This is a genomic window from Streptomyces sp. NBC_00057 (genome assembly GCF_045041165.1).
Lineage (GTDB): Bacteria > Actinomycetota > Actinomycetes > Streptomycetales > Streptomycetaceae > Streptomyces.
Map to the genome: position 1 here is coordinate 95,104 of NZ_CP108256.1, position 22,691 is coordinate 117,794.

A 22,691-nucleotide genomic window follows, 5' to 3' on the forward strand; every position below is an offset into this window, starting at 1 on the left:
ACGGGTTGTGTTGTCCCGCCGATCGGCACTACTACGACCCCCTCCGACTGCCTCTCGGCAGCCCGCCACTTCCCGGCTCCACCGGTTATAGGCGGGCCCTGCTTCCCGGGCCGCAGACCCGGGGCCGAGGAGGCCCTCTCCAGTTCCCAGGACAACCTTCCGGCCGTTCCACGCCCCTTACGCCGGGAGGTTCTTCGACGCCCGCTCCAGATTCCCAGGCGTCTTCCCTGGCCTTCGCCCTCTAAGGCACGGGCTCGGCTCCTCCTTGGCCCCGCTCACGCGGGTCGGTGCTGACGACGCTGCAGGCTTCACTTGATGTTGCGGACCGGCCGGTTGCGCACCCCCAAGGGGTGATCGTCGCTCCACTTCGACACCGGCCTCTCGACCGATGCCGGGAGCCCCGCTACCGAGGACTCTGGCGTCTCCTCGGACCGGACTTGCACCGGCTGGCTGCCCTGAACTTGTCGCCCGAATTACATCGAACCTCCTTCGCGTCCGACGTTTCGGACTGCTGGACGTACGCCCGGATCCACCGGCTTGATTGTGGTGTGATCGGTTCGGGGTCGTGCAGGGCGTGTCGGGGCTGAGTTGCGGATTCGGGCGTGAGGTGGCCGCTGGTCTGCCCAGCCTTTCCACTTTTCCGCAGGTCTCGGGCCCTTTCGGGCAGGTCGGTCAGGGAGTGTCAGAGGGCTGGTGGCGCGTGCACGATGCTGAAGAGCTGGGTGAAGTCCGTGCTCCAGGGCCAGCGTTCGGGCAGGTGCAGGGTGAGGCGGCGAGCCGAGCGGGCCAGGCGGGCGGGCACGTTGATCAGGTGGTCACGGATGGTGGCGGTGGTCGCTCTGGCATGGAACGTGCCGGCCAGTGCGCCGACGGCGCGGGTCAGGTTGTGCGCCAGGGCTGCCAGGGCGAGCCACGCGGCATTGGCCTGGAAATGTCCGGAGGGCGCGTGGGCGAAGGCGCTGTTCTTGACATCCGCGATCACCTGCTCGACGACAGCGTGCCGTCGGTGATCACGCTCGGCATTGTTCAAGGAGAGCGGGGAGTCGGTGAACGCGGCGTGGTAGCGCCAGGTGTCAAACAGCGTGCCCTGTCCGGCGGGGACGGCTTCAGCGCTCAGGCGTTTGACGCGGCGCACGATCAGACGGGCGGTGACCTGCTGCTTCTTCGGCTTGGAGGTGAAGGCGGTGTAGCCGGTCTCGGCTATCTCGGCGTCGGAGATCCAGCACTGGCCTTCCTCGTCCCAGACCGCCTGGGGGTACTTGATCGGCGTCCAGGCGTCCTCATCGATGCGGGCGATGGCGGCCTTGACGGAAGCATTCATCCGCACGGTGATGGAGAACCGCGCGCCCAGCGCCCGGCAGGAGTTGACGACATCGGCGCCGTAGAACGCCGAGTCCGCCCGCATCACCAGCAGGCCACTGGCGCCGCAGGCGCGGGCGGTGCGGATGGTCTCGGCGACGAATGCCGCCGCCCCGCGCGCGGAGTTCGATGGTCCCTTGCGCAGCCTCGTGGCGGCGATCACCGGGGCGGCCAGGGGTGTGGAGACGATGCCGAGCAGCGCGTTCAGGCCCTTGACCTTGCTGTATCCGTAACCGGCTCCCTGCTTGGCGTAGCCGTAGGTGCGGCGGATGGTGTCGTCGATGTCCACGTAGGCGACCTGGCCCGCGCCGGGCAGCAACGGCGCGTGACGGGCCAGTTCGGGAAGGAACCGGCGGGCCACAGCATGCAGTTGCTTCACATGCCCGTGCGTGAAGGAACGCAGAAACGACCCCAGCGTGGACGGGGCCCGCACACCGGAGAAAAGGCGGCCCATCGCGCCGTGCCGTAGCCGGTGCATGTCATCGATGCTGTCGGCGCCCGCGACCATGCCGCCCACCAGCGACATCACTTTCGCCGCGGGGAAGGCACCGGTGCCGTCCTTCGAGGCCGGCAGACGGATGTATTCCCCGACCAGTGCGGGCAGACCGCACCGCTCGGCCAACCGCACCACCGGCTCCAGGCCGCCGTGCGCGATCAGGTTCGGGTCGTCGAACGCGGATGAGACCGCCGCTGCGGCATGGGAAGATTGCATCTCGGAAGTGCCTTGCTGATCGTGCCTGATGTGGTCCTAGAGAAACCCCATCATCGCAGGTCACAAGGCACTTCTTCGTTCCCCGAGAAACTGTCCACAGACATCAAGCCGGTGGATCCAGGCTGAGCGAAGAGGGCGGTGATGGCGGGACCGAGGTCTCCTTGGTCGGTGAGGTCGACGTTGTCGGGGCTGGCGGCGTTTCCCAGGAGTCCGGAAAGTTGGTGGATCGCGTTGGCGACCCGTGTCGCCTTCAGGCGGGCGGGATTGAGGTCGGAGGCACCTTGCACTGCCGGTGCTCCCTGCAGTGCGGCATCCGCGTCGAAGGCATCTCGAAGCCTGCTCGGCCAGGCGGTGCTGGCCGCCTTCTCCGGCAGCGGCATTCCAGCCTGCTCCGCGCTGCGCACCGCGGTTTCATGAGTTCTCTGTGCGCTGGCGGAGCGATCGGCCCGGTCCTGCAGGTCCGGTACGTTCAGCAGCCGTTCGGCGAGCTCTCGGATCTCGGAGGCGTTGTTGACCGCCCAGGCCCGCTCCGCGAGCCGGTCGCGTTGGTCGCGGGCGTATTCGATGCGTTCCTGCTGGGTCAGCGCAGAGCCGTTGAGTTCGTCGATATCCGTGCGCAGCTGGAGGTGGCGGCGCTCGGCGGCCTGTCGGCTGCGCAGTTCCAGAGCGTCCGCCAGGCGCGCCCAGGTGACGTTCTTGCGTCGGGCCGCGGCGATGAAGCGGCGTTCGTCCTCGAGCAGTTTCTCGCGCAGTGCTCGGATCACGAGGAGGCTCGCGAGCAGGTCGGTCTCGGTGAGGTCGTCGGTCGCGTCGAGTTCGACGAGGGTGGTGACTTCGTCGAACTTACCGGCGATCTCCCCCAGCGTGCCGGTTGGGGACAGGAGCCCGGTCAGTTTTCCCATTTCTCCGGTCCAGCCGGTCGGGGCCTGAGGGGCAGCCAGATGCTGCCAGGCGTAAAGCCGGTTGTACTCGGCGTCGGGCCGAACAACTGGTGTCGTCTTGCGGACGACTCTTTTTGTCGTCTGCCGGATGACAAAATGCGGCGCAGACATCTAAATAGCTCCAAGAAAGAAGGAAGGAAGGAAGGAAGTTAGTCGCCGGTCTCGATATTGTCCCCGCCTCCCGGCGGGCGCCGCCGCCTCCAGGCCGCGCGGGCCCCAGCTGCGAGCGCTGCCGCTGCGGCGAAGGCCGCGGCTCCGAGGAACTGAGTGCCGGCATCACGAAGGATTGAAAACATGCAGGTGGGACGCACGTGAGGGAGCCGGAGGTCGTGCGTCGCTCTCCTCACTGAACCTGGATCCACCGGCTTGATGTCTGTGGACAGTTTCTCGGGGAACGAAGAAGTGCCTTGTGACCTGCGATGATGGGGTTTCTCTAGGACCACATCAGGCACGATCAGCAAGGCACTTCCGAGATGCAATCTTCCCATGCCGCAGCGGCGGTCTCATCCGCGTTCGACGACCCGAACCTGATCGCGTACGGCGGCCTGGAGCCGGTGGTGCGGTTGGCCGAGCGGTGCGGTCTGCCCGCACTGGTCGGGGAATACATCCGTCTGCCGGCCTCGAAGGACGGCACCGGTGCCTTCCCCGCGGCGAAAGTGATGTCGCTGGTGGGCGGCATGGTCGCGGGCGCCGACAGCATCGATGACATGCACCGGCTACGGCACGGCGCGATGGGCCGCCTTTTCTCCGGTGTGCGGGCCCCGTCCACGCTGGGGTCGTTTCTGCGTTCCTTCACGCACGGGCATGTGAAGCAACTGCATGCTGTGGCCCGCCGGTTCCTTCCCGAACTGGCCCGTCACGCGCCGTTGCTGCCCGGCGCGGGCCAGGTCGCCTACGTGGACATCGATGACACCATCCGCCGCACCTACGGCTACGCCAAGCAGGGAGCCGGTTACGGATACAGCAAGGTCAAGGGCCTGAACGCGCTGCTCGGCATCGTCTCCACACCCCTGGCCGCCCCGGTGATCGCCGCCACGAGGCTGCGCAAGGGACCATCGAACTCCGCGCGCGGGGCGGCGGCATTCGTCGCCGAGACCATCCGCACCGCTCGCGCCTGCGGCGCCAGTGGCCTGCTGGTGATGCGGGCGGACTCGGCGTTCTACGGCGCCGATGTCGTCAACTCCTGCCGGGCGCTGGGCGCGCGGTTCTCCATCACCGTGCGGATGAATGCTTCCGTCAAGGCCGCGATCGCCCGCATCGATGAGGACGCCTGGACGCCGATCAAGTACCCCCAGGCGGTCTGGGACGAGGAGGGCCAGTGCTGGATCTCCGACGCCGAGATAGCCGAGACCGGCTACACCGCCTTCACCTCCAAGCCGAAGAAGCAGCAGGTCACCGCCCGTCTGATCGTGCGCCGCGTCAAACGCCTGAGCGCTGAAGCCGTCCCCGCCGGACAGGGCACGCTGTTTGACACCTGGCGCTACCACGCCGCGTTCACCGACTCCCCGCTCTCCTTGAACAATGCCGAGCGTGATCACCGACGGCACGCTGTCGTCGAGCAGGTGATCGCGGATGTCAAGAACAGCGCCTTCGCCCACGCGCCCTCCGGACATTTCCAGGCCAATGCCGCGTGGCTCGCCCTGGCAGCCCTGGCACACAACCTGACCCGCGCCGCCGGCGCACTGGCCGGAACGTTCCATGCCAGAGCGACCACCGCCACCATCCGTGACCACCTGATCAACGTGCCCGCCCGCCTGGCCCGCTCGGCCCGCCGCCTCACCCTGCACCTGCCCGAACGCTGGCCCTGGAGCACGGAATTCACCCAGCTCTTCAGCATCGTGCACGCGCCACCAGCCCTCTGACACTCCCTGACCGACCTGCCCGAAAGGGCCCGACACCTGCGGAAAAGTGGAAAGGCTGGGCAGACCAGCGGCCACCTCACGCCCGAATCCGCAACTCAGCCCCGACACGCCCTGCACGACCCCGAACCAATCACACCACAATCAAGCCGGTGGATCCGGGCTGAATCTGAGTGCTTTGCGGCCTCTGTGTGCTGCCCGGCTCGTACAGCTCGGACCACATACACAAAGGCCCGCCGACCCAGGTCCGGCCTTTCCTGCATCCGGCGAAACGGCGGAACGTCAGCACAGGAAGTCTCGGACCCTTGTCACCGAAGAGTCTTACCGAACTTTCACCACACATATGACATCAGCCGAATTCGCCACCATCCGCCAGACCCCAAATCCGGGCGTTTCGATTTAAAGACATATTCGAAAGAAAGCGGAATTCCCTCTTCATGCTCTCGTGAGATATAGCGCCAGAAGCTGCCTGCAGGACCGACTCGCACTCTGAGACCACGCTTGAAATCTGGCATGGGATGATCCCTCTGTGACTCGCCCCCTGAACCGTGACCGCTCCCTTGAGGAGCTGGAGGACGACCGTTGGCCGGCCCCGTCGGGCGACGCGACTCGCCTTGTGGCGACCGCGCACGCGCTTCGGCGTAAGCCGATCGGCGAGCTGACAGTTGAGGACATGAGGCTGCTGATCAGGCAGAACGAGGGCCTGCCCTATCTCCTGCCACTGGCGTTGGAGGTCCTGCGGCTGGATCCGATGGCGGAGGGTCACATGTACGAGGGTGATCTGCTGGCCGCGGTGCTGACCAGGAGTCCAGAGATCTGGAGCAAGTCGCCCGAGCTCGGGCGTGAGCTTCGCCTGATCGTCTCGGACCTGACCGATCTGACACCGAACCTCAAGCACGAGGTGGAGCGGTTCCTGGCTCTGTAGCACGCCAGCGGCACCACCCCGCAGGTGCCCAGGTGGGGGCACCGTTTACGAGGGCTGTCGTACGAGCGGGCGCGGGCCCGGCCGCCTCGCGGGACAGCCGCGGGTGAGACGACGACCGTAGGGCCCCGGCCCTTCCCTCCGGATGGTCCTGCGGGTCAGCGCTGGAGCCGGTTGTCGAGTAGGGCCTGGCGCCGGTCGACGATGCGGACGTGCGGACCGCCGTCGGCAATGTGGTGCGTCAGGGGCGCGCGCACCACGCGCCGGATCTCTTCGAACTCCGGCTGCCCGTAAATGCTCAGAAGCTCGTCGACGACCTGCCCTCCGACGTCGTCCGGGGCGCTCCTGCAGGATTCCAGAGCAGATGCCACGTACCGCTCCAGCGCGGCCACCACGGAAGCGAGCGGTACCTCGGCCACCGCCGGACCATCCAGCCCCGCAGCGACAGCCGGGTCAGCAAAAATGGGCGTGACCGTCTGCTGGCCGCCGAAGCGCGGCCGAGCCCTCGCCCCTGTCGGGGGTGGGGGCTCGCATTTGCCCAGTCATTGAAGGGTTGGCAAATCAATCTCCTCCTCCCACTCCTCGATCTGCCCGGCGGGGGTGTCCGGGTCCAGGACGGAGCCGTCACCGAGGCAGCGCATGACCTCCGGGAGTGGATCTCGGCGAGCGGATGCAGGTCGTCGATCCCGTGCCAGCGTCGGAGGAGGAGGGGGGTCTGGATCTCGGGCATGGATCCGTTGTGGGTGCGGCTACTGCGCCCGACGACCGTGTCCGGGAGCGCAGAAAGTCCAAGGGGGAGCACTGTGTTTGTCCATGGGTGGGGGTGCTCCGGTTGCGTACGGTCCGGCGGCGTACTCACCAGCGCATCTGCATGACACCACACCACGGCACAATCCCGAGGAGTCCCCGTGATCCGTCCTGCCCGACGAACCGTGCTGCGCGGCTCGGCCGCTGCCGGCGCCCTGGTCGCGCTCGGCGCCGCGCCCGCCGCCGCCTCGTCCGCTTACGCTGCCGGCACCGGCACCGCTGCACCGTGCGTGCGCCCGATCCCCTGGCGCCGCCTCGGGTCGTACGCGGCGAAGGACACCGCAGGCCGCCGCTTCCGGTCAATCCTCAGCGGGACTACGCGGTATCTGATCGGCCCCTGGTACGCACAGACGTACACGGCGTACGCCGCCGATGGGTTCCTGAACCTGAAGGGGATCGACGAGCGGGCGGTGCGGCTGCCCGGGATGGCCGCGCTGTCGGCGGCTACCGCGCTCGCGCTCGGGGTGTACGACGACCAGACCCTGTCGGAGGGCAAGGCGCGCATACGCACCCGCAACCTGATCCGTACGCTGGCCGCCCGGCACAAGGCGAGCAGCGGGGCGGCCGGCTGGGGCAGTGTGTGGCAGTCGGCGCTGTGGGCGTACTACACGGGGGCGGCGGCCTGGCTGCTATGGGAGGACCTGGACGGGGACGACCGGGCCCGGGTGGCCGCGATGATTGAGTAGGGTCGGGGACTGGCGCGGTGGCCTGTGAGGCTCCGTTTCCAGCCCCCGCCCGTCAAACCGTGCATGCGCTTCTCGCGCACACGGCTTACCGACATCGTTCACCGGCTGGCATGCACCGCCACCCTGCGCACGTTTCCAGACAGGCGAAAGGCTCCGAGCCTGGCGAACCACGCGCCATCGTGGCGCTTGCCCCACTTTCTGCCCGGGATGCCGCGCTTGCGATTGTCGAAGATCGCGAGACGCTCGTGGACGTAGCTGTCGATCGTGGAGAACTTCCCGGCGGAATTGCCGTTACGGAAGTACGCCGCCCAGCCTCGCAGGACCGGGTTCAAGTCGGCGACCACGGCCGACAGCGACCGTCCCACGTGCCGACGGTCGGTCGCCGCCCGGATCTTGTCCCGCAGCACCCCCATCGCCCGCTGAGACGGCCATCGTTGCAGGTGGAACCTGCCACGGCGGCGCCACGATTCCACCTTCCGGTGGTGGAAGCCGAGGAAATCGAAACCCTGCCCACCCCTGGCGAGATGGACGATGCCGGTCTTCTCCGGATGCAGCTGCAACCCGAGGCCGACCAGCACCGTCCCGGCCAGTTCCCGCGCCTGCACGGCACGTTCCCTGGTCGGGCACAGAATCACGAAGTCGTCGCAATACCTCACCAACACCCCGAGCCGGTGCCCGTCTCGCTGCCATGCCACGTCCAGGACGTGCAGAGCAATATTGGCGAGCAACGGTGAGATCGGTGAGCCCTGTGGGGTCCCTGCTCCTGGTGAGCCGGTCGCCCCGTCCTCCAGAACCCCCGCCCGGAGCCACATCCGGATCAGCTTCAACATCGGGCCGTCCACGACGCGCCGGGCCACCTGGGCCACGAGGGCGTCATGCCGAATCGATCCGAAACAGTCGCGGATGTCGGCCTCAAGCACCCACTCCCGGCCCCGGTTCGCCTCCACGCGCACGCTCTCGCACGCGTCAATCGCGGACCGCTTGGGCCTGAACCCATAGCTGACCGGCAGGAAGTCCGCTTCGAAGACCGGTTCGAGAACCAGTTTCGCGGCGGTCATCACCACCCGGTCCGCCACCGTGGGGATCGAGAGCGGCCGGAACTCTCCCGGCCGCCCCGGCTTGGGGATCAGGACCTGCCGCAGCGGTGACGGGCGATACGTATGCGCCCGCAGTTGCTGCGACAAGTCGTTGAGGAACTCCTCCACCCCGGCGGCGGCCACGGCATCGACGGTCACCCCGTCCACGCCGGGAGCGCCCCGGTTCGCACACACGCCGGACCAGGCCCGCCACAAGACATCTCTGCGGGAGACATGGCCGTACAGGGAATGAAACCGACGTTCAGGATCTTGCTTGGCACAGCGGTAGAGCGTCCACTGCAAGGCACGGACCTTGTCCAAAGGCCGGCCATCCAGTCGTGCGACGCCTTCCTTCCGGCGGGCGGAACTAGCCACTCCGGCACTCACCCGAGCCACCTCCTCACACGCGACACGCATCGATGAAGCAGGGGCCCTTCGCTCCTGACGGGTTGTGTTGTCCCGCCGATCGGCACTACTACGACCCCCTCCGACTGCCTCTCGGCAGCCCGCCACTTCCCGGCTCCACCGGTTATAGGCGGGCCCTGCTTCCCGGGCCGCAGACCCGGGGCCGAGGAGGCCCTCTCCAGTTCCCAGGACAACCTTCCGGCCGTTCCACGCCCCTTACGCCGGGAGGTTCTTCGACGCCCGCTCCAGATTCCCAGGCGTCTTCCCTGGCCTTCGCCCTCTAAGGCACGGGCTCGGCTCCTCCTTGGCCCCGCTCACGCGGGTCGGTGCTGACGACGCTGCAGGCTTCACTTGATGTTGCGGACCGGCCGGTTGCGCACCCCCAAGGGGTGATCGTCGCTCCACTTCGACACCGGCCTCTCGACCGATGCCGGGAGCCCCGCTACCGAGGACTCTGGCGTCTCCTCGGACCGGACTTGCACCGGCTGGCTGCCCTGAACTTGTCGCCCGAATTACATCGAACCTCCTTCGCGTCCGACGTTTCGGACTGCTGGACGTACGCCCGGATCCACCGGCTTGATTGTGGTGTGATTGGTTCGGGGTCGTGCAGGGCGTGTCGGGGCTGAGTTGCGGATTCGGGCGTGAGGTGGCCGCTGGTCTGTCCAGCCTTTCCACTTTTCCGCAGGTGTCGGGCCCTTTTGGGCAGGTCGGTCAGGGAGTGTCAGAGGGCTGGTGGCGCGTGCACGATGCTGAAGAGCTGGGTGAAGTCCGTGCTCCAGGGCCAGCGTTCGGGTAGGTGCAGGGTGAGGCGGCGGGCCGAGCGGGCCAGGCGGGCGGGCACGTTGATCAGGTGGTCACGGATGGTGGCGGTGGTCGCTCTGGCATGGAACGTTCCGGCCAGTGCGCCGAGCGGCGCGGGTCAGGTTGTGCGCCAGGGCTGCCAGGGCGAGCCACGCGGCATTGGCCTGGAAATGTCCGGAGGGCGCGTGGGCGAAGGCGCTGTTCTTGACATCCGCGATCACCTGCTCGACGACAGCGTGCCGTCGGTGATCACGCTCGGCATTGTTCAAGGAGAGCGGGGAGTCGGTGAACGCGGCGTGGTAGCGCCAGGTGTCAAACAGCGTGCCCTGTCCGGCGGGGACGGCTTCAGCGCTCAGGCGTTTGACGCGGCGCACGATCAGACGGGCGGTGACCTGCTGCTTCTTCGGCTTGGAGGTGAAGGCGGTGTAGCCGGTCTCGGCTATCTCGGCGTCGGAGATCCAGCACTGGCCCTCCTCGTCCCAGACCGCCTGGGGGTACTTGATCGGCGTCCAGGCGTCCTCATCGATGCGGGCGATGGCGGCCTTGACGGAAGCATTCATCCGCACGGTGATGGAGAACCGCGCGCCCAGCGCCCGGCAGGAGTTGACGACATCGGCGCCGTAGAACGCCGAGTCCGCCCGCATCACCAGCAGGCCACTGGCGCCGCAGGCGCGAGCGGTGCGGATGGTCTCGGCGACGAATGCCGCCGCCCCGCGCGCGGAGTTCGATGGTCCCTTGCGCAGCCTCGTGGCGGCGATCACCGGGGCGGCCAGGGGTGTGGAGACGATGCCGAGCAGCGCGTTCAGGCCCTTGACCTTGCTGTATCCGTAACCGGCTCCCTGCTTGGCGTAGCCGTAGGTGCGGCGGATGGTGTCGTCGATGTCCACGTAGGCGACCTGGCCCGCGCCGGGCAGCAACGGCGCGTGACGGGCCAGTTCGGGAAGGAACCGGCGGGCCACAGCATGCAGTTGCTTCACATGCCCGTGCGTGAAGGAACGCAGAAACGACCCCAGCGTGGACGGGGCCCGCACACCGGAGAAAAGGCGGCCCATCGCGCCGTGCCGTAGCCGGTGCATGTCATCGATGCTGTCGGCGCCCGCGACCATGCCGCCCACCAGCGACATCACTTTCGCCGCGGGGAAGGCACCGGTGCCGTCCTTCGAGGCCGGCAGACGGATGTATTCCCCGACCAGTGCGGGCAGACCGCACCGCTCGGCCAACCGCACCACCGGCTCCAGGCCGCCGTACGCGATCAGGTTCGGGTCGTCGAACGCGGATGAGACCGCCGCTGCGGCATGGGAAGATTGCATCTCGGAAGTGCCTTGCTGATCGTGCCTGATGTGGTCCTAGAGAAACCCCATCATCGCAGGTCACAAGGCACTTCTTCGTTCCCCGAGAAACTGTCCACAGACATCAAGCCGGTGGATCCAGGTTGAGTGGGAGGCGGACCGTTTCCTCACCGGGAACGACGTCTACCTGGAGGGCCGCAGCGGCTATCACCTGTACATGACGCGGCGCGACGGCACCGCCGTGTCGCCCGGGGACAGCAAGGCCGAGGAGGACAACTGGACAGCCGCCGTGCTCGCGCTGGCGACCGTGATGATGCCGGACCATCCGCACGCGGACGCCTGGCGGCGGCGTAACACCGAGCTGCTGGCCGCGGCGGCGGCCGCCCCCGCCGATCTGACCGGCGACACCGTGCTGAACGGAATCCGACTCTCCAAGTGGCTGCAGGGCACCAACATCGCCGACGACGGCACCCTGGAGAACCACTCCCGGCTGCACCCGCTCTACATGGTCTCCTTCGACCAGAGCCTGTACCAGGGCTTCACCTTCGGTCTGGCCGGGCACAGCGCACCGAAGGCCGCGCTGCACAACATCGACCGGGTCTACCGGGCGCTGGTGGAGCTGGAGTTCCCGGCCCCGGACGGCGGCACCACCATCTACCAGCCGGACTCGCCCACCATCTACTACCCGGAGGGCAACGACTGGGGCACCCACTTCCCCTTCTACTTCGGCAGCTTCGACCTGCTCGTCTCGCTGACCGGGCAGGACGCCGGCCTCGCGCGGAAGGCGGACATGTGGGAGGAGCTGCACAACGAGGACCAGCTCGCGCTGATGGCCCGGTTCACCGACGGCCGCACGTACGGCGCCAACGGCGAGAACACGTACTACGGGCGTGAGCACCGGATCGGGGTGATGGCCGCGCAGTCGTATCTGACGCTGTTCCTGGCGCGGAACGACGACGGGGGGAAGCTGCGCTGGCGGTAGGGCGTACAGGACAGCAGCGCTCGCGAATCCAGCGCTGCCCAGAAGAGTGCGGTGCCCGGGCAGGCCGCGCAAACACCTACACTCAAAGACTCGGGATTGCGGAATTCGCGGTGGCACCGGAGCCGTAGCGGCCTGACACCCCTTCTCGTTCGGCGTCCAGGATGGTGTCCGACCTGCCGTTTCCGGGCCAAGGCGCCGCGACGAGGCCACCTCTAACCTCGGGCTTTCACGTGGCTGGGTGTCCGATGCGTGATCGGAAACGCGAAGAGTGCTCCTGACCTGCAACGATGGGACTTGTCTAGGGTCCGGGTCGGCGCATGAAAGAAGCACTCCTCAGGTGAAGAAGCGTATCGGGGGCACCGTCACCCGCCCCCGCGGCGGGGCGCGCGGCAAAGGGCCCGAGCAAGGCGCAGCAGGCGTTCCAGCGGGGCCTGGCGGCCCTCGCCCAGTACATCGCTCGGGAGGACAAGGTCGTCGTGGGTAGGGCGCATGTTGAAGAGCTGCCGGATGGCACGATGATCAAGCTGGGTGTGTTTCTCAGCAATCAGAGGGCCAGGCGTGACCGGCTGGATGCGGAACAACGGGCGGCCCTCGCCGAGCTGGGCTGCGCCTGGGCAGCAGAGGCGGAGGCGTAGAGGTCGGCTCGTCGGCAGGCAAAGGGGCCCCACACCGACGGCACCGGGGGCGGGCCGGCAGAACTACGAGGCCGCGCGGCAGTTCTACGAGCGCAAGGGGCGTCTCGGGTACTGAGGAAGCACGTCGAGCGGATCGTCGTCGGCGGCGACGGGGGCGATGTACCGCCTTCATGACAGTGAGCCACCTGTGCATGTACCGCCCCACGTCAGCCACCGAGACACAAAGCACCACGTCGTGTCAGCAGCCAGCCATCGCCATAAACCAGAGACCTGCAAGAAAACGCCCTACCTGATCAACCGTCACTGCCACCAGCTCACCGACATGAAGCCGACACATCGCACCCACCGTTCAGCCCGCACCGCCGACGCGCCTACCACAGCGTGACCACCACGATGAGTGCGACAAGACGCTCTACGCGGGCGGTACGAGTACCTGCGACCTCATCGACGTGACGCGGTCCGGGGACGGCGTTCACGAAGCGAGCCGAACGGGTCACGACGTGTCCGGCGAGGCGGCATGATCGGGGGATGCTCGTAGTAGGGGAGCGCCGTGATCGGCGTAAGTGGCAGGTCGTGGCCGCTGTTTGTGCGGTGTTGATCATGGCGAGCGTGGCTTTCGTCATATGGGGCGTCGACAAAAGCGGTGGGGGTGAGCCCGACAAGGTTGCGACTCTTATTGGTGTACCGATCGCTGTGACCGGTCTGGTGATCGCTGTCATGCAGCTGCGTAAGCCAGCCGAGGACAATGGCGCCGAGCTCGCGCGTAGCCGTGCCGAAAAGCTCGCCCGGCAGGTCAGGGAGAGCGAGAGCAGGGTGTGGTCGCAGTTGCTCGGTGCCGACACTCGGCGCATCAATCTCACCTATGTTCTGCAGTCCGCGACCGCGCGGGTCGCGGCGGCTCCGCCGGCTGGGCGTACGTTCGCTGACGGTCCCGCTACCTTGCCCGATGTTTTGGAGTACTACCGCTCCACCCAGCCCCGGCGTCTGGTCGTCACCGGGGCTGCCGGGGCGGGGAAGACTGTCCTGGCCCTGGAACTCATGCTCGCCCTCATCGACCACCGTGCCGAGGGCGATCCCGTCCCGGTCCGGATCCCGCTGGCCCAGTGGGACACCGACCAGCCCCTGACCACCCTGCTGGTGCAGCGTCTGATCGACGCCTATAAATGGCCTGCCGGTATGGCTGCCGGACTGGTCGATCACGGGATGGTTCTGCCGGTCCTGGACGGGCTGGATGAGATGGATCCCCTGCGTGCGGACGGCACCCCCGACCCCGATGCGCCCCGCGCCCGCGCGGTTCTGGAGGCGCTTAACGCCTACCAGGACGGCCGGGAGGCAGGGCCTCTCGTGCTGACTTGCCGCACCGGGCACTACGACGCTCTCGCCCCCGTGTCCCGGCTGATCGACGCCGCCCGCGTCGCCATCGCTCCTATCGACACCCGCCATACCGTCGCCTACCTCCGTGCCCGGGCCCTGGACACATCCCGTTGGCGGCCCCTGATCGACCACCTCGACACTCAGCCCGCCGGCCCGCTCGCCACCACGTTGTCCACGCCCTGGCGGCTGTGTCTGACCGCCACCGTCTACCACCGCGATGGCAATCCCTCAGAACTCCTCCGCCACACCGACGGGCACGACCTCGACCAGCACCTTCTGGCCCGCTATGTCCCCTCCGCCACCGCCAATACCCCCAATCCCCACCGCTACCGGCCCGAAGATGTCCACCGCTGGCTCCACCACCTCACCGGCCACCTCGCCGGCACCACCACAGGAGCCCCAGCCACCGACATCACCCTCCATCACCTCTGGACCCTCGCCGGCACCACCCGTGTCCGTATCGTCGACCTCCTCCTCACCACCCTCGTCCTCGCTCCCGTCCTCGCCCTCGTCTTCGTTATCCGGGGCATCGGTAGCGACGACACCAGTCAGGTCACCGCTTTCGCCATGTGCACCGCGTTTGCCAGCATCATCGCCTTCCGCCCGACGCCCAGACCCAACCGTCTCCGCATCACCCGGGGAACACTCCAGGGCGGGTTCACGGCCAGGTTCTGGGCCGGATTCAAGACCTGGTTCGCCGTCGGCTTCGCGACCGGGGTCGTGATGCAGTTGTCCTTCGCGGACGGAGAATCGCACGTATTCGAAGAAACACTCGGTTACGCGCTCGATTTCTTGCACGAATACCCGATCCCGATCCGGATGGGTATCGCGATCGGGATCGGGATCGTGGTCGGCCTCATCGGCGGAATCATGACCGGGCTCATGGGCGGGTTCGCGACTGGCTTCAAGGCTTGGTTCAGGGCCTGGCTCGCACTCGGGATCATGAGCGGGATCGTGAACGCGATCAACACCTGGCCCGTAGACGGGCACTTCCTCGGGCTCCTGGATCTCAGAATGGGGCTTTTCACCGGACTCATCCTCGGGCTCGTGGGAGGGTTCATTGGCGGGTTCGTGAACGGACTCAAGGGAGAACCAACCACCGTGACCACCCCTCGGGCAATTATCCGCGACGACATGGGCTACGGACTCCTGATCGGACTCATCGCCGGCCTCATGGCCGTACTCCTGATCCAACTCGTGGGCGGAGACGGAAACACGGACGGGCTCATGTCCGAACTCATATACAGAATCATGGACGTGATCCAGCTCGTGAACGTATACGTGGTCGGGCCCATGGACGGGCTCGCGGGCAAGATCATGGTCGGACTTGTGGTCGTGCTCGCGGGCGGGTTTGCGGCTGCGGCGCGCAGGTACGGGGTGTTCTTGCTGTGCTCACGCGGCAAGCTGCCCTTCCGCCTCGGCGTCTTCCTCGACTGGGCCGTCACCGCCGGACTCCTGCGCTACAGCGGGCCCGGCTACCAGTTCCGCCACCGCGAACTTCAGCAATGGCTCACCGCCCATCCGCACCCCTGAGCTCTGGCGCCGGGCATTCACACCGACGCAAACCTATGGTCCCAGGCGGTCGAAGCGCCTGGGACCTACGGCACGTGCCGGCACCGACGAAGCCGTGCTCCAGAACGGGGCGCCCCCTGCGGCCGTCAGGCAGCAGCAGGAGGTCACGGCGCAAGACCGCCGTGACATCGAGAGGCTGGCCGCCGCCCGTTCCGCGCTGGCCAGGAACGGGCCGTGAAAGCGCTGCTCCCCGGGGCCCACGTGGAGCGGCTGGAGCACGGGAGTGCGTGGCACGGGGATCCGGGGCTGCTCCCCCTGCGGGCTACGTCGCGGCCGGGAGGGGTTCTGTGAGGCGGTCCAGCCGCGTGTAGAGGGCCCGCACGAGCCGGGCGCGGTTCTGGGCGCAGCGGGCGGTGCGTTCCAGCGGTGCGGACAGGCGTCCGTCGGCTTCACGGAGGACGACTTCGGCGAGGGCGCCGCGGCCGTTGTCGGCGTTCGCGTCAAAGTGCACCGGGCGGTACACGTGAACGTGCACCACGCGGGCCGAGCTTGCGGGAGTGGCATGGCTGCCTCGGCCGAGTTCCTTGAGGAACTGCCGTTGGCTGTCCAGGAATCCGTCCGCGAAGAGCGAGTGGGGGGAGAAGAGCGCGGTGAGCGTGATCTTGAGGTCCGACTGCTCAATGGACTGCTTGAGCAGTGAATGGGTCGCGTCCGGGTAATGCTTGACCGTCAATGCGCCACCTGCGTCCAGCACCTTGTGGTAGATGCGCTCCGTGTCGGCGGTGTCCACGTTGATGTCATGGCCTGCGAGGGTCAGCAGCACCGGTACGCCGCGCAGGGCGCGGAGGTCTTGTGTGGCGTCCGCGGTGTAGTTCTTGGAGATGAAGCCCCAGCGGTCGGCGGTCATGCCGTCCGCGTCGCCGCGCATCGCCTTGACGTACTCCTCGAAGGTCGCCTGGCGTTCCAGCAGCCGGAGGGTGGTGTCGCTCTTGGCGACCTCCGCCTTGGTGCGGGCTGCTGATGCGCCGTCGGCGCGCAGCTCGGCGAGGAGGTTGTAGTGGCCCTGCTGGAGCCAGTTGATGGCGGGCGAGACGGCGATGACGAAGCTCACGGGCGTCTTGGCGGCGATCTTCGGCAGGACCCAGCCCGCCTGGCTGGCGCCCCAGAGCCCGATCCGGTCGCCGTCGATGTCCGGGCGGGCGCGGGCCCAGGCGATGGCGGCGGCTGCCTCGTTGGCCCGGTCGTCCATGGACTGGTCGAGCCAGTCGCCGGATGCACCCGCGACGCCGGGCTTGTCCCAGGACAGGGAGGCGTACCCGGCCTTGGCGTTCGCCTCCCACATGGGCTTGTAACCGTCGTCGTGGGTGGCGTCGACGGGGCCGTCGCCGTGGACGTACACGACCAGGCCGTGGTGCTTGCGGCCGTCCCTGGGGATGGCCAGTACGCCGTTGAGGGTGTGGCCGCCGTGGCGGATCGTGACCCGCTGCTCGTCCATGTCGTAGGAGTTCTGCCACAGCACCACACCGACGAGGCCGGCGGTCACGACCAGGGCCGTGACGAGTGACCACACGGCGATGCGGAGTCCGCGCCGTCCGGGCCGGATCTTTGGACACATGGGATCTGTCCCCTTTGTTCGGGTCTGGGCGCTACTGAAACTATCACAGTGAGCACGATCGTCGTGAGAATGGTAGCTTTGGGTGGGGGTTGCAGCGAGAAAAGGGGCACGGCATGGGACTGGACGTGACAGGCACCGGCACTGGACCGGTGACAGTGCGGCGGGGCGTTCCGGCCGGAGCCGAGCGGCGGGCGGCCGAGCTGTACTGGGACGCCTTCGGCCGCAAACTCGGTCCCGCCCTGAACCCGCCGGGCAAGGCGGTGCCCTTTATCGCCGCCCACCTGAACGCCGATCGCGCGGTCTGCGCACTCCTGGACGGGCAGCTCGTCGGCCTCGCCGGCTACCAGCACGACGGGCGGGCCCTCACCGGAGGATCGGCCTGCGCCGTACTGCGCGCATACGGACACCTGCGAGGACTGCACCGACTCCTGCTCCTCGCCCTGTTCGAACGTCACCCGGCCCCCGGACAGCTCGTCATGGACGGCATCGCCGTGGATCCGGACATGCGCGGCCGGGGCGTCGGGAGCCTGCTCATCGAGGAAGTAGCCGCCGTCGCGGCGGAGCAGGACTGCCGGGAGATCAGACTGGACGTGATCGACACCAACCCGCGCGCCAGGGCCCTGTACGAGCGGCGCGGCTTCACGGCCGTACGGACCGAGCACACGCCCTACCTGCGCGGACTGCTCGGATTCGGCGCGGTGACCACCATGCACCGCCCGGTCGGAACAAAAGGAGTGAGAGAACTGTGAGCGCCGAGACCGACCACGTCGAGGTCCCAACCCGCATGCTCGTCCACGCGCTGATCCGCGAGGACGGCACCGTCGACGCGGACGAGCTGTACACCGTCGCCAACACCCTGGGCATGAGCGACCAGCAGGTACGGCTGTGCATCAAACGCCTCGTGTCCGAAGGCCGATTCACCCACGAGGGCCGAGGCCGCAAGGCGGAGCTGCACGCGACCACGGACACCAAGCGTGCCCTCGCCCCCAACGCAGACTTCCTGCGGCACGCATTCCAACAGGACGCCGGGCTCGCGCCCTGGGACGGTGTCTGGCACCTGGCCGCCTTCGCGGTGCCCGAATCGGCGCGCACCGCCCGGGACACCCTGCGCGAGACGCTCGTCCACCTCGGTGGCGCCCCGCTCCAGGGCGGATTGTACGTCTGCGCCAACACATGGGAACCGTACGTCGAAGAAGCCGCCCACCGCCTCGGCACCCACGGCGCGCTCACCCTCCTCACCACGACGGACCTGCGCAGGGGCGACACCCAAGAGCCTGCCGAACTCGCCCGACGTCTATGGCCCCTGCAGGAGATCGCCGACCGCTACCACCGCCTCAGCCGCATCGCCCAGCCCCGCCTCGCCCAGCTCACCGGCCCTGCCGAACTCTCCCCATCCGCACTCCTCACCATCGCTGTCGAGCTGGCCGCCGAACTCACCCGCACCATAGAGCCCGACCCGCTGCTGCCGCCTCAGCTCCTGCCCCAGCCCTGGCCCGGCACCCAGGCCCGGGAGCTCATCGCCCAGTGCTGGGCGGCCCTGCACGAACGTGACCAGGGCGAAGCCCGCCCGACTCTCTTCCGCCTCTACACCGACATCACCCGAGAAACAGCAGACCAGGCCACGCACTGAAGACGGAACGGACGGCGCAGGTCGTGCCTGATGGGCGAAGGTACCGCGAGGGCACCTGCCCTTGCGGACGGACAGGCGTCAGATCAAGGTTGTGCACTTTGATTCGTACCGACCGGTGCATGTTCGGGGCTCTGGCAAGATTTTCGTAGCAGGAGATCATCTCGGTGTGAGGGTCGGCCGGTCCGCATAGCGGCGGCGGAGGTGGGCGATCAGGACGACGCGGTGACGGAGAAGTGGGACGCTGGCGCGGCCGGCCATCAGGCGTTTCTGCAGCTTGACATCGGTGATGCGGCCTTCGTTGACCCCGGAGTTGTAAGGGGTGGCGATGCCCTGGGCGACGGCATGCCGGTCTTCGCGCAGGGCTCCGGCGAGGCCGGCGAGAGGGGCCAGTCCGCTGTCTGCGAGGTCGTTCAGCCACCTTGGCAATGATGTGGCGTCACGGTTGTCGAGCATGGCGGCGAACCGGAGGACCAGGTCGTGGGTGTGCCTGAGTTCAGGGCACTGGTCGAGGAGCCGGGGCAGGCAGTCGTTGATGTGTGGGCTGCGGCGGCCCGGATGGGTGGTGATCCAGCGGGTGGCCTCGCGCGGGGAGGGCGGTCGCGCGCTTGGCTCGTCCAGGGGCAGCCCCCGCCGCAGGGGTGCGACGGCCATTTTCACCCGCTGGTAGTGGCCGAGGTAGCCCTTGCCCTGGAGTTCCTCGTGCAGGATCTTCGCGCTGTGCTGTCCCTCGTCCCAGCGTTGTTGCAGGTAGTCGAGGTAGGGGTCCAGGGTGGAGGGCTTGCGGGGCGGGCGGCGCATTACTTCCTGCCAGGTGCGGGCGCGGGCGTACTTGCGTACGGTTCGGCGGCTCCCGGGCCACGGAACTGTGGCTCCGGCCGGTGCGGGTCAGGGCGTGCACGGCCTCGAACAGCCTTCGGGCATGCCGCCCGGCCCGGGTGTCCGCCGCGGTGTTCTCGGCAGTCTTCTCGATCGGTTCGGGATCGGTCGCACGGGTCGGGGGCAGTGCTGCGGGCAGGCAGCCGCGGTGGGCGGAGGCGATGTCCTGGACGCGGCGGGAGAGGCCCTGCCAGAGGTGGAAGCGGTCGCTGACCTGCACGGCGTCGGGTGCGCCGGCGGTGATGCCCTGCCGGTAGGTGAGGGAGCCGTCGCGGCAGGCGACCTCGACACCTGGGTGCTCGCGGAGCCAGTGGCTGAGCTGTTCCGCGTCGCGCCCTTCCCAGAGTGTGAGCGGGAGCCGGGTGGTGGCGTCGACCAGGAGGGTGCTGTAGGTATCGCCGTAGAGCGCGAAGTCATCCACCCCCAGCACCCGGGGTGTCTCCAGTGGTGGAAGTGGCACACGCATCAGCTGGGACAGGACCGTGCACCGCGAGAGCGTGACGTTCAGGATCCGCAGCATCCGGGCACCGCCCCGGCCGGCCAGCACCACACCGATGGCCTCTACCAGGCGCTGCAACTGTGGAGTGCGCCGCTGGTAGCGCACGGTCAGCCCCGGCACTTGCTCGGCGAAGGTCACCTTCGGGCAGGCCGGGTTCTCGCAGTACAGGCGGCGTACGGACAAGTCGATGCGCAGAGGTCTGCCTCCAAGAGTGACGTCGGCGAGGCGCCGTACATAGCGGCTGTGGCACCACACGCTGAGCTGGCCGCATCCCGTACATCCCGCAGGAACACCGGATCTCGTGCGGGCGCGGACCGCCACGACAGCATCAAAGACAGCGGCCGAGACCACCAGCACATTGGCCAACTGTGGTAACAGACTTGCCAGTTCAACAGAGCACAGTCACAGACTGCCCGCTACGAGGACCGGCCGACCCTCACACCGAAATGATCTCCGGCTGCTGAGTAGGCCCGGAGCGCGGTGCCGGGATTGCTCCCGATCCGTTTCTCCGGACCTCTCGCCGAACCCGCCGTGCGTCTCTCAACGCAACGGGCTCTCCACGGTTTCTGCCGTCAGGCGGGGTTCGCAGGCTGCCATGGGTTGAGGATCGTGTTGGCCCGGTATCGGTAACGGCTGACCGTGACCGACGCAATTCGGAACAGCTCGACCCCGTCTGCCGCGATCGGTCGCCACCGCCCGGTGGGGGTGGTGAACCGGCGGCGGACGTCGCCCCAACTCCAGCGGTGACGTGCCCGCAGCATGCGGATGAGACGCCACCACACGAAGGCGTCGAGCATGTCGAAGACATGCTTGGCGACCGCGTGCTTGAAGTAGTTGGCCCAACCGCGCATGATCTGAGTGAGTCTGATCAGCACAGCGGCGAGATCCTGCTGCGATGTCCTGCCTGTCAGAGCACGAATCTTCGCCTTCAGCGACCGGATGGGCCGGTCGGCGATGAAGGTGTAGACGTGCCACTTGGTTGTGCCTCCTTTGCGTTTCCACTGGATGCGGAAGCCCAGGAAGTCGAACCCGTCGCTCATGTGCACGATCTGGGTCTTGGCCTGCGACAACCGCAGGCCAAGAGGTTCGAGCACGTCAACGACCTCTTCGCGCAGTGCCGCGGTGTCGGCCTCGGTGCCGTGCACCAGGACGACGAGGAGAGTCGGCGGCGGGAATCGCACCCGCCCCCGCTCGCAGAACCGTGCGGGAGCCTCTCGACTCACACGGCTCCCATTGCCCAGCCATCAGGCTTGAGGCCGAACCGCCAGTGGGCGAACATGTTGGGATACCGGCGGGCCGCGCCCGCCAATAGTTCTCCCGCTCGTTTCTCCCGGCGGCGCAGTCGTTTGTACTTCTGACAAGCCCAGCCCACCAACATTCTGTTGATGCGCCGGAGGAGGGGATACAACATGGACTTGTAGAATCGCCCGTAATAGTTGATCCATCCCTGCACGATGCTGTTGAACATCCGCGCAAGGTCCATCAGAGACTTGTCACTGCGTTGGGCGATGCGCCAGGAACGCATTACCTTGCCCATCGCCTTGATCGCCGCCTTGCTGACCGCGGGCAGGAAGCTCACAAAGTGCTTCCCGTGCCGATTCTTGGCCAACCTGGGCCGGAACGTGTATCCAAGAAACGTGAACGCCGTGTGCTCGTACGAGCCTCGCCGATCAGCGTCCTTGCAATAGACGATGCGCGTCTTGTCCGGATGCAATTCCAGACCGACCTGCGCCAATCGCTGCGCGAGAGCGTCCCGCACGTGGCGGGCCTGCCTCTCACTGCCGCAGTGAATCACCGCATCATCGCAGTACCGTTCGAAGGTGACCTGCGGGAACTCCCGAGCCAGCCACAGATCGAACGCGTAGTGGAGATACAGATTCGCCAGCACGGGCGAAATCGCCGACCCTTGGGGAGTTCCGCGATTCCGTTGCTGCACCGATCTGTCCGTCTTCGCCAGCGGCGCGACCAGCCACCGCTTGACGTAGAGCAGGACCCATTTCCTGTCCGCGTCGATATGCCGCTCGACCGCCTTGAGCATCAGCTCGTGGTCCACGCTGTCGAAGAACGCCCGGATGTCGAGATCGACCACCCAGTCACTCCGCCAACAGCGCTGCCGGCACTGCTCCACCGCGTCCAACGCCGACCGCCGGGGCCGGTAGCCGTAGGAGTCCGGGTGGAACACAGGCTCCACCCGACGCTCCAGATACATCGCGGCCACCGTCTGAGCGATCCGGTCGTCCACGGTGGGCACCCCGAGCACGCGGATACCTTTCCCGCCTGCTTTGGGGATCTCCACGGCCTTCACTGCCGGAGGGAAATACGAACCGGACAACATCCGATTCCACAATTTGAACAGATTCCCCGAAAGGTTCTGTTCGTACCGCTCGATCGTCACGCCATCCGTGCCGGGCGCACCCTTGTTGGCCTTGACTCGCTGAAATGCCTCCCACACCATCAGCTTGGAGATGTAAAACGACTTGACCTCGGCCTGCGGCCTTGATCCGTTCACCTGGCTCCTCCCGGGAACTCCGGTTGACCACCAAACTAGATCGGGACAACTCGCCCCCTTCGCTCCGCCCCCATTACAGAGGCTTCATCACTACTACGAGGCGATCCGTCCCCCTGCCACGCATCGGTACTCTGCCCCTCACAGTTTCAGCTGCTTGGGGTTCTCCCTTATCGCCGACCGGCCTCAACCTGACCGGTGGCAG

The 22,691-nt window shown here is 67.3% G+C and carries 15 protein-coding genes and 5 pseudogenes; 9 read left to right on the forward strand and 11 right to left on the reverse strand.

Annotation, left to right across the window (positions count from 1 at the left end; translation table 11 throughout):
- Positions 1-682: 682 nt before the first annotated feature.
- Complete coding sequence (locus OG953_RS00420; protein WP_405681822.1) at positions 683-2,071, reverse strand: IS1380 family transposase; 1,389 nt, start codon at positions 2,069-2,071, stop codon at positions 683-685.
- A 50-nt stretch (positions 2,072-2,121) separates the two neighbouring features.
- The gene (locus OG953_RS00425) at positions 2,122-3,123 is read right to left on the reverse strand and encodes a hypothetical protein (protein ID WP_405681824.1); all 1,002 of its coding nucleotides are present in this window, start codon (positions 3,121-3,123) and stop codon (positions 2,122-2,124) included.
- Between the two features lie 362 nt (positions 3,124-3,485).
- Between OG953_RS00425 and OG953_RS00430 the strand changes: the two genes are divergently transcribed.
- Entirely contained in the window at positions 3,486-4,874 is a 1,389-nt protein-coding gene (locus OG953_RS00430; protein WP_405681825.1) for an IS1380 family transposase, read from the forward strand.
- Between the two features lie 526 nt (positions 4,875-5,400).
- Complete coding sequence (locus tag OG953_RS00435) at positions 5,401-5,796, forward strand: contact-dependent growth inhibition system immunity protein (protein ID WP_405681826.1); 396 nt, start codon at positions 5,401-5,403, stop codon at positions 5,794-5,796.
- Positions 5,797-5,951: 155 nt separating this feature from the next.
- Here OG953_RS00435 and OG953_RS00440 read toward each other — a convergent pair whose 3' ends face one another.
- Positions 5,952-6,212 (reverse strand): hypothetical protein, encoded by a 261-nt coding sequence (locus tag OG953_RS00440; protein WP_405681827.1) that lies wholly within the window; start codon positions 6,210-6,212, stop codon positions 5,952-5,954.
- 489 nt (positions 6,213-6,701) lie between these two features.
- Here OG953_RS00440 and OG953_RS00445 point away from each other — a divergent pair, with 489 nt between their 5' ends.
- The gene (locus tag OG953_RS00445; protein ID WP_405681829.1) at positions 6,702-7,286 is read left to right on the forward strand and encodes a hypothetical protein; all 585 of its coding nucleotides are present in this window, start codon (positions 6,702-6,704) and stop codon (positions 7,284-7,286) included.
- A 98-nt stretch (positions 7,287-7,384) separates the two neighbouring features.
- Here OG953_RS00445 and ltrA (OG953_RS00450) read toward each other — a convergent pair whose 3' ends face one another.
- Positions 7,385-8,779 carry a group II intron reverse transcriptase/maturase gene (gene ltrA, locus OG953_RS00450; RefSeq protein WP_405681812.1) on the reverse strand — a complete coding sequence of 465 codons (1,395 nt, stop codon included), beginning with the start codon at positions 8,777-8,779 and terminating at the stop codon, positions 7,385-7,387.
- A gap of 709 nt (positions 8,780-9,488) precedes the next feature.
- Positions 9,489-10,878: pseudogene (locus tag OG953_RS00455) on the reverse strand (IS1380 family transposase).
- Between the two features lie 196 nt (positions 10,879-11,074).
- On the opposite strand from OG953_RS00455, the gene OG953_RS00460 reads away from it, so the two are divergent.
- The 4 genes and pseudogenes from OG953_RS00460 to OG953_RS00475 all read left to right on the forward strand — a co-directional run bounded on the left by OG953_RS00460 (position 11,075) and on the right by OG953_RS00475 (position 15,598).
- Positions 11,075-11,839, forward strand: coding sequence for a hypothetical protein (locus tag OG953_RS00460; RefSeq protein ID WP_405681830.1), 765 nt, complete (start codon positions 11,075-11,077; stop codon positions 11,837-11,839).
- Between the two features lie 422 nt (positions 11,840-12,261).
- Positions 12,262-12,474 (forward strand): annotated as a pseudogene (locus OG953_RS00465) (helicase associated domain-containing protein); the annotation flags it as partial.
- Between the two features lie 609 nt (positions 12,475-13,083).
- Positions 13,084-15,381 (forward strand): NACHT domain-containing protein, encoded by a 2,298-nt coding sequence (locus OG953_RS00470; RefSeq protein WP_405681831.1) that lies wholly within the window; start codon positions 13,084-13,086, stop codon positions 15,379-15,381.
- 94 nt (positions 15,382-15,475) lie between these two features.
- Positions 15,476-15,598 carry a hypothetical protein gene (locus OG953_RS00475; protein ID WP_405681832.1) on the forward strand — a complete coding sequence of 41 codons (123 nt, stop codon included), beginning with the start codon at positions 15,476-15,478 and terminating at the stop codon, positions 15,596-15,598.
- An 84-nt stretch (positions 15,599-15,682) separates the two neighbouring features.
- Here the strand turns inward: OG953_RS00475 and OG953_RS00480 are convergent.
- Both OG953_RS00480 and OG953_RS00485 read right to left on the reverse strand, forming a co-directional pair.
- Positions 15,683-15,847: pseudogene (locus tag OG953_RS00480) on the reverse strand (restriction endonuclease); the annotation flags it as partial.
- A 213-nt stretch (positions 15,848-16,060) separates the two neighbouring features.
- Positions 16,061-16,975, reverse strand: a pseudogene (locus OG953_RS00485) (alpha/beta hydrolase family protein); the annotation flags it as partial.
- Between the two features lie 113 nt (positions 16,976-17,088).
- Between OG953_RS00485 and OG953_RS00490 the strand changes: the two are divergent.
- Positions 17,089-17,724 carry a GNAT family N-acetyltransferase gene (locus OG953_RS00490; RefSeq protein ID WP_317872945.1) on the forward strand — a complete coding sequence of 212 codons (636 nt, stop codon included), beginning with the start codon at positions 17,089-17,091 and terminating at the stop codon, positions 17,722-17,724.
- Positions 17,725-17,759: 35 nt separating this feature from the next.
- The gene (locus OG953_RS00495) at positions 17,760-18,605 is read left to right on the forward strand and encodes a PaaX family transcriptional regulator C-terminal domain-containing protein (RefSeq protein WP_405691540.1); all 846 of its coding nucleotides are present in this window, start codon (positions 17,760-17,762) and stop codon (positions 18,603-18,605) included.
- Between the two features lie 156 nt (positions 18,606-18,761).
- Here OG953_RS00495 and OG953_RS00500 read toward each other — a convergent pair whose 3' ends face one another.
- From OG953_RS00500 to ltrA (OG953_RS00515), 4 genes and pseudogenes are all read right to left on the reverse strand, one after another.
- A complete protein-coding gene (locus tag OG953_RS00500; protein ID WP_405692429.1) occupies positions 18,762-19,403 on the reverse strand; it encodes a hypothetical protein in 642 nt (213 codons plus the stop codon).
- A 283-nt stretch (positions 19,404-19,686) separates the two neighbouring features.
- A pseudogene (locus OG953_RS00505) lies at positions 19,687-20,337 on the reverse strand (transposase family protein); the annotation flags it as partial.
- A gap of 215 nt (positions 20,338-20,552) precedes the next feature.
- Positions 20,553-21,203, reverse strand: a complete 651-nt coding sequence (locus OG953_RS00510; RefSeq protein WP_405681833.1) for a group II intron maturase-specific domain-containing protein — start codon at positions 21,201-21,203, stop codon at positions 20,553-20,555.
- A complete protein-coding gene (gene ltrA, locus OG953_RS00515; protein ID WP_405681834.1) occupies positions 21,200-22,489 on the reverse strand; it encodes a group II intron reverse transcriptase/maturase in 1,290 nt (429 codons plus the stop codon). The genes OG953_RS00510 and ltrA (OG953_RS00515) overlap by 4 nt, the downstream gene beginning before the upstream one ends.
- Positions 22,490-22,691: the final 202 nt, after the last annotated feature.

Coding starts and splice junctions, on each gene's coding strand:
- OG953_RS00420 (WP_405681822.1), bottom strand. CDS start 2,071: ATGCAATCTTCCCATGCCGCAGCGGCGGTCTCATCCGCGTTCGACGAC.
- OG953_RS00425 (WP_405681824.1), bottom strand. CDS start 3,123: ATGTCTGCGCCGCATTTTGTCATCCGGCAGACGACAAAAAGAGTCGTC.
- OG953_RS00430 (WP_405681825.1), top strand. CDS start 3,486: ATGCAATCTTCCCATGCCGCAGCGGCGGTCTCATCCGCGTTCGACGAC.
- ltrA (WP_405681812.1), bottom strand. CDS start 8,779: ATGCGTGTCGCGTGTGAGGAGGTGGCTCGGGTGAGTGCCGGAGTGGCT.
- OG953_RS00460 (WP_405681830.1), top strand. CDS start 11,075: ATGACGCGGCGCGACGGCACCGCCGTGTCGCCCGGGGACAGCAAGGCC.
- OG953_RS00490 (WP_317872945.1), top strand. CDS start 17,089: ATGGGACTGGACGTGACAGGCACCGGCACTGGACCGGTGACAGTGCGG.
- OG953_RS00495 (WP_405691540.1), top strand. CDS start 17,760: ATGCTCGTCCACGCGCTGATCCGCGAGGACGGCACCGTCGACGCGGAC.
- OG953_RS00500 (WP_405692429.1), bottom strand. CDS start 19,403: ATGCGCCGCCCGCCCCGCAAGCCCTCCACCCTGGACCCCTACCTCGAC.